We start from the raw sequence: 6,842 nt of genomic DNA on the forward strand, positions 1-6,842 counted from the left end.
TGCCGGAGCCGCTCATCGTCACATTGCCGTTCACCATGACATAGCCACGATTGGCGAGCTTCAGCGCGCCGAATGCGTTCTGCTCGACCAGAAACACGGTCAAGCCTTGGGTGCGGTTCAGCTCGCGGATGGCGTCGAAGATCTGCTTGACGATCAGCGGCGCGAGGCCGAGCGATGGCTCGTCGAGCAGAAGCAGCTTCGGGCGCGCCATCAGCGCACGTCCGATCGACAGCATCTGCTGTTCGCCGCCCGACAGCGTGCCGCCACGCTGGGCGATACGCTCCTTGAGGCGCGGGAACAGCGTGAACACCTTCTCGACGTCCTCGTCATAATATTTGAGGTTGTCGAGGCTGGCGCCCATCTGCAGGTTTTCCATCACTGTCATGCGCGGGAAGATGCGGCGTCCTTCCGGCGACTGGGCGATGCGCATGCGGGCGATTTCGTGCGTCGGCAACTGTGTGATGTCGGTACCGGCAAAAGTGATAGTGCCCGCGCGAGCGCGTGGAGCACCGAAAATGGTCATCATCAGCGTCGACTTGCCGGCGCCGTTGGCGCCGATAAGCGCCACCACCTCGCCCTCGTTGACCTGCACGTTGACACCGTTCAGCGCCCGGATGTTGCCGTAGTAGGTCTCGACGCCCTTGATGTCGAGCAGCGTTGTGCCGGCCATTATTTACGCCCTCCGCGCGGCTTGGCTGTCGGGGATTTTCCGGTCGGCTTGGCCGTGGCCCGCGCCGACGGCTTTCTTGGCTGAGCGTTGGCCTTTGCATCGACCTGTTCTGCCTTGGAGGCGCCCTTCGAGACCGTGACGCGCTCGCCCTCGCTGTGGCCGATCGTATCGGTCACCGGTCCGGCGAGAAAGGAAGATGAGCTACCCGGGCCGTGCGCGGCGTCGGGGCCGGTATCGAGCTGTTCGATGACATCCTCGTCGCCGACCTCGGTCAGCACCGTCTCGACCTCCTCGTCGTCGACGCCGAGATAGGCGGCGATGACGCGCGGGTCGGTCCTGACCGACTGTGGATTGCCGTCCGAGATCTTGCGGCCATATTCGAGCACCACCACATGGTCGGAGATCTGCATGACCACCGACATGTCGTGCTCGATCAGCAGGATCGAGGTGCTTTTCTTGATGTCCATCAGGAGATCGTTGAGCGCCGCCGACTCCTTCGGATTGAGGCCGGCGGCCGGCTCATCGAGGCACAGAAGCTCGGGGCCCGTGCACATGGCGCGCGCGATCTCCAGGCGCCGCTGCGCACCATAGGGCAGGTCGCCCGCCGGATCGTCGGCGCGGTCGACCAGGTTGGCCTTCTCCAGCCAGTGCTTGGCCAGGTCGATCGATTCGGCCGACGCCTTGCGGTAGCTCGAGAAGCCGAACAGGCCGAGCATCGTATAGCCCGACGCCTTCATCAGCTTGTTGTGCTGCGCGACCAGCAGGTTCTCCAGCAAGGTCATGCCCGAGAACAGGCGGATGTTCTGGAAGGTGCGCGCCACCTTGGCGCGCGCCGGGATCTCGTGGTTCGGCAGGCGTTCGAGCAGGTAGCTCGAGCCGTCACTGCGGTTCAGCGTGATCATGCCTTCCGACGGCTTGTAGAAGCCGGTGATGCAGTTGAACACCGTGGTCTTGCCGGCGCCGTTGGGGCCGATCAGCGCCGTGATCTCGCCCCGCCTGGCCTGGAAGGACAGGTCGCCGATGGCGATGAGGCCGCCGAACTTCATCGACAGATGCTCGACCTGCAGGATGAACTCGTTCGAGGATGGGGTCGCGTTCATCAGCCGTGGCCCTCCTTGGTGAAGGAGCCTGAGACGGCTCTTCGCTCCTTGAGGAAGGCTGTCGGCTCGCGACTGCCGACGAAGCCGCGCGGCTTCCACAGCATGACGACGACCATGGCTATGCCGAACAGAAGCATGCGGTAGAGCTCCGGGGTGAAGTCGGGGCCGAACAGCGCCTTGAGGAAGTCCAGCTCGCGCAGGATCTCGGTGCCGCCGATCATCACCAGCGCCGCGACCGCGATGCCGCCCAGCGAGCCCATGCCGCCAAGCACGACGATGGCAAGGATGATGGCCGATTCCAGGAAGACGAAGGATTCGGGGCTGACGAACCCTTGCCGGGCGGCGAAGAACGAACCGGCGAAGCCGCCGAACATGGCGCCGGTGGCAAACGCCGTCAGCTTGGTGGTGGTGGTGTTGATGCCGAGCGAGCGGCAGGCGATCTCGTCCTCGCGCAGCGCTTCCCAGGCCCGGCCCACAGGCAGGCGACGCAGCCTGATGGTGACGAAGGCAGTCAGCAGGCAGAGCAGCAGGATGAGATAATAGAGGAAGATCTTGTAGTAGGCGCCCGACTGGGCGATGCCCAGCACCTTGGCGATGTAGTTCGGGTCCGAGACGTTGAACGACATCAGGCCGAAGAAGGAGACCTTCGGGATGCCGGAGATGCCGGCCGAGCCGTTGGTCACCTCACGCCAGTTGATCAGCACCAGGCGGATGATCTCGCCGAAGGCGAGCGTCACGATCGCCAGATAGTCGCCGCGCAGCCGCAGCACCGGGAAACCGAGCATGACACCCCAGAAGGCGGCCATGCAGCCGGCGGCCGGCAACAGGATCCAGAACGACAGGCCGAAATGCGTGCCGAGAAGCGCATAGGCGTAAGCGCCGACCGCGTAGAAGGCGACGTAGCCGAGATCTAGCAGGCCGGCGAGCCCGATGACGATGTTCAGTCCCCAGGCCAGCATCACGTAGATCAGGATCTGGATGCCGAAATTGTCGACCCATTTCAGCGAGCCCTGGAAGCCGAACAAGAGCACCATCGCGATCGGATACGCAAACAGCACGGCGATGCCGATCTGGTTGAAGTTGCGGCGCACGAAGCTGGGTTCGGCCGCGACGGCCGGCGCCGCAGCCTTCTGCGCCTTGGCGCGCTCCAGCGCCGGCTGTCCGAAACCGACATAGAGGAAACGCCCGACGGCGGTGAGGATCACCACCACGGCGAGCAGCAGCCAGCGCTGCACCAGGATCAGTTCGTTGGAGATGTTCTGGTCGGTCCTCAGACCAATGAACAGCACGAACAGGCCGAGCGCGATGGCACCGGCGTAGAGCGCTTCGCGGAAAGCACGCTGGATGGGAGTGGCGACGACGTCGCGCTCCGGATTTACGGTGACCGCCATGAGCTCAGACCTTTTCGACTTCGGGCCGGCCCAGGATGCCGGACGGCAGGAAGATCAGCACGATCGCCAGGATCGAGAAGGCGGCGACGTCCTTGTAGTCGATGGAGAAATAGGCCGACCACATGCTCTCGATGAAGCCGATCAAGAGGCCGCCGAGCACGGCGCCCGGCAGCGAGCCGATGCCGCCGAGCACGGCCGCGGTGAAGGCCTTCACGCCCGGCACGAAGCCGTCCGAGAACACCACAACGCCGTAATACATCAGGAACAGCGTGCCGGCGACGGCAGCAAGGGCTGCGCCCATGATGAAGGTGATCGAAATGGTGCGGTCGACGTCGATGCCGAGCAGCGCGGCCATCTTGCGGTCCTGCTCGCAGGCGCGCTGCGCCCGGCCGAGCGCCGTCCTGTTGACCAGGTACCAGAACAGCGCCAGCAGCACGATGGTGACCAGCACGATGATGATCTGCTTCAGCGACACGCTGACGCCCGCGAACGTGTAGACCTGGCTCACCAGCGGCGGGATCGGCTTGTTGCGTGGGCCTTGCGTCACCTGGACGAAATTCGACAGCGCGATCGACATGCCGATCGCGGTGATCAGCGGCGCCAGCCGAAATGATCCGCGCAGCGGCCTGTAGGCCACCTTCTCGATCGTCCAATTGTAGAGACTGGTCAACAGCATCGCCACGATCATCATGATCAGGAGCGCGATGACGACCGGCACCGAATAGAACAGCGCGCCGAGAATGAGGAAGACGATGAGGGCGGTGAAGGCCCCGACCATGAAGATGTCGCCATGGGCGAAATTGATCATGCCGATGATGCCGTAGACCATCGTGTAGCCGATCGCGATCAGCCCATAGATCGATCCCAGCGTCAGCCCGTTGATAAGCTGCTGGACGAAGTATTGCATACTGCCGTGGCTCCCCTGGAATGTCGCCCGCTTCCGGGTCGCACTCCCTTTTCGTATTTCCCCTAGTCGTAAAGTTTCGAGCCCGGATTGCAACGTGATTTTTCAATCGCCTCGCGTGTTTTGGAAGCACGCCGTCCGATTGCCCGTTTTTCGCTATCCGACCCCTGGACTATCGCGGACCCTATCATTGGCATAACGCAATGTCTTTGACGATTCAGCCGCATGATGCGCGTAGTTTCGAAGAAAACGCCGTCAAGATTAGGTGATGAGAAGATTTCTTGCGCCGCCGATAGTCGTGCGTTTCGCGCTCCCGAGCTTTCCGCGGCGTTCGGGATTCTTCTGATATGACACTTATGTGACGGCGAGCCGGCGTGCCCCAGCGGCCCTGCTCGCCGTGGTGGTTCCGGGCGCGAAATTCAGTAGGCGGAGCCGCCTTCGCCACTCAGACTGTGCCGTTCAGTGCCGTTGAGCGGCGGATTGAAGACGCTGACCAGCACCATGTCGCCAGCGCCGTCGGCGCGCAGATAGTGATCGTCGTGCGCATCGAGCACGTAGATGGTTCCGGGCTCAATGCGATGGATGGCGCCGGACATGTCCTCGACTTCGCCGCTGCCGGAAATGCAATAGCAGGCTTCGAGATGCCGCCGGTATTGCAGGCGCGACTCGCTCCCTGCCCGCACCACGGTATGACAGACGGTGAATCCCATGCCGTCCCTCTGGGTCAGCAGCCGGTGGCTGGTGCCGTTGCCCCAGTCGACGAAGAAGTCAGTTTTTTCTACATCGGCCAATTGCCTGGTGAACATGGCATTCTCTCTCTATGAAAGGCGTGGAACGACGACGACGGCGGATTGACCTGGCTTCGCGCTGTTTTGGCTGTTATTTTCTGGATCAGCATTCGAAGCAGCCTTCAGAATGTCGCGACCCGAGGCGGGTTTCAAATGATCGAATTTCATTGGATGCATTAGAATAATTTACAGATGGACTATCTGCCGCTGAACGCCATCCGCGCTTTCGAGGCCGCCGCGCGCCATCTCAGCTTCTCGGCCGCCGGCGAGGAGCTGCATGTCACCCATCCAGCGATCAGCCATCAGATCAGGCGGCTGGAGGAATGGTTGGGCGTGCCCCTGTTCCACCGGGATGCCCGCAAGGTTCGCTTGACCGATGCCGGCCTCAGCCTGCAGGCCTCGGCGAACGCGGCGCTCTCCGACCTTGCGGCCGCTTGCCGGCGCATCCGCAGAAACGCGGCCGTCGCATCGCTGTCCGTGGGCTGCATTCCATCCATTGCCAGCCGATGGCTGGTGCCGCGCCTGCCGGACTTCACCGCGCGTCACCCCGAGATTGCGATCCGCGTCGCCTATGCAAAGGCCGAGGACCGACTCGAAGACGATGACAACGACATCCTGATCACGCTCGGCGCGGACCCGTCTCCCAAGGCCACCAGCCTCAAGCTCTTTTCCCGCATAAGCCGGCCCGCCTGCAGCCCGCATTATCTGGCGCGCAAGGGCCGGCTCGGGTCGCCGGCGGAGATTGCCGCGGCGGAGCTTTTGCATGACGAGACGCGTCACGGCTGGCGCGAATGGTTCTCGCAATCCGGCATGGCCGGGGCCGATGTCGGCAACGGGCCCGTCTTCGCCGATTTCAACATATTGGCGACGGCCGTCATCGCCGGCCACGGCGTCGCGCTTTGCCCGATCGAGGTTTTTCGCGAGGAACTGCGGCGCGGCGATCTCGTCGTCGTCTCCGACATCGCGACCGACAAGGACAAAGGCTACTACCTGACGATGTCGGCGCAACCCTCGGCCGCCGAAATCACCTTCGCCGACTGGTTCCGCGATCAGGTCTCGACGAACGGCGAGGAAGCCTGACGCCCTCGAGCAGCGACGGCGTCACGTGACGATGAACCCGTGCGCGAACGGATCGCGGTCGTCGATGAAGATGGTGTTCAACCCGGTCATCCGCGCCCAGCCGCCGATCGAAGGGACGATCGCCGGCTTGTCCGCGACGACGACTTCCTTTTCGACCCTGCCCTTGAACAGCGAGCCGATGATCGATTCGTGGACAAAGCTGTCGCCGACCTTGAGCTTGCCCTTGGCGTGCAGCTGCGCCATGCGCGCCGAGGTGCCGGTGCCGCAAGGCGAGCGGTCTATCGCCTTGTCGCCATAGAACACGGCATTGCGCGCATCGGCTTCCGGATTGGTTGGCTTGCCGGTCCACAGCATGTGCGACAGCCGGTTGATGCCGGGGCTTTCCGGATGCACGAAGGAGTACTTCTCGTTGAGCCGCTGCCGCACAACCGGGCTCCAGGCGATGAGGTCGCCGGCCGAATGGTCGGCCATGTCGCGATAGTTCGCCTGCGGCTCGACGATGGCGTAGAAATTGCCGCCATAGGCGACGTCGACGCTGATCTCGCCGAGGCCGGGGCATTCGACCGTCAGGCCTTCCGCGTAGAGGAAGGACGGCACGTTGGTGATGCGCACCTCCTCGACATACTCGCCGACCTGTTTGTACTCCGCGACGACCAGGCCGGCCGGCGTGTCCAACCGCAGCACGCCCGGTGTCTTCGGCGTCACCAGCCCATGCTCGATCGCCATTGTGACGGTGCCGATGGTGCCGTGGCCGCACATCGGCAGGCAACCCGAGGTCTCGATGAACAGGATGGCGATGTCGCAGTCCTCGCGCGTCGGCGGGTAGAGGATGGAGCCCGACATCACATCATGGCCGCGCGGCTCGAACATCAGCCCGGTGCGGATCCAGTCATATTCGGCGAGGAAATG

General features: G+C 63.3%; 6 protein-coding genes and 1 pseudogene. 1 reads left to right on the forward strand and 6 read right to left on the reverse strand.

Annotation, left to right across the window (positions count from 1 at the left end; genetic code table 11):
• The 5 genes and pseudogenes from EN745_RS26180 to EN745_RS26200 all read right to left on the reverse strand — a co-directional run.
• On the reverse strand, positions 1-670 hold a 670-nt coding region (locus EN745_RS26180; RefSeq protein ID WP_145992137.1), incomplete at its 3' end, for an ABC transporter ATP-binding protein.
• Between the two features lie 92 nt (positions 671-762).
• Positions 763-1,770, reverse strand: a pseudogene (locus EN745_RS26185) (ABC transporter ATP-binding protein); the annotation flags it as partial.
• Positions 1,770-3,161 (reverse strand): high-affinity branched-chain amino acid ABC transporter permease LivM, encoded by a 1,392-nt coding sequence (gene livM / locus EN745_RS26190; RefSeq protein ID WP_127422609.1) that lies wholly within the window; start codon positions 3,159-3,161, stop codon positions 1,770-1,772. The gene livM and the pseudogene EN745_RS26185, both read right to left, overlap by 1 nt.
• Positions 3,162-3,165: 4 nt before the next feature.
• Positions 3,166-4,068, reverse strand: a complete 903-nt coding sequence (locus EN745_RS26195; RefSeq protein ID WP_127422610.1) for a branched-chain amino acid ABC transporter permease LivH — start codon at positions 4,066-4,068, stop codon at positions 3,166-3,168.
• A gap of 416 nt (positions 4,069-4,484) precedes the next feature.
• Positions 4,485-4,871 (reverse strand): ectoine synthase, encoded by a 387-nt coding sequence (locus EN745_RS26200; RefSeq protein ID WP_126057820.1) that lies wholly within the window; start codon positions 4,869-4,871, stop codon positions 4,485-4,487.
• Positions 4,872-5,045: 174 nt separating this feature from the next.
• On the opposite strand from EN745_RS26200, the gene EN745_RS26205 reads away from it, so the two are divergent.
• The gene (locus EN745_RS26205; RefSeq protein ID WP_126057819.1) at positions 5,046-5,933 is read left to right on the forward strand and encodes a LysR substrate-binding domain-containing protein; all 888 of its coding nucleotides are present in this window, start codon (positions 5,046-5,048) and stop codon (positions 5,931-5,933) included.
• Between the two features lie 21 nt (positions 5,934-5,954).
• On the opposite strand, the gene EN745_RS26210 is transcribed toward EN745_RS26205, so the two are convergent.
• Positions 5,955-6,842, reverse strand: an 888-nt coding sequence (locus EN745_RS26210; protein WP_127422611.1) for a 4-hydroxyproline epimerase, incomplete at its 5' end; no start/stop codon positions are given.

This window comes from Mesorhizobium sp. M4A.F.Ca.ET.022.05.2.1, assembly GCF_003998845.1.
Taxonomy (GTDB): domain Bacteria; phylum Pseudomonadota; class Alphaproteobacteria; order Rhizobiales; family Rhizobiaceae; genus Mesorhizobium.

Coding starts and splice junctions, on each gene's coding strand:
- livM (WP_127422609.1), bottom strand. CDS start 3,161: ATGGCGGTCACCGTAAATCCGGAGCGCGACGTCGTCGCCACTCCCATC.
- EN745_RS26195 (WP_127422610.1), bottom strand. CDS start 4,068: ATGCAATACTTCGTCCAGCAGCTTATCAACGGGCTGACGCTGGGATCG.
- EN745_RS26200 (WP_126057820.1), bottom strand. CDS start 4,871: ATGTTCACCAGGCAATTGGCCGATGTAGAAAAAACTGACTTCTTCGTC.
- EN745_RS26205 (WP_126057819.1), top strand. CDS start 5,046: ATGGACTATCTGCCGCTGAACGCCATCCGCGCTTTCGAGGCCGCCGCG.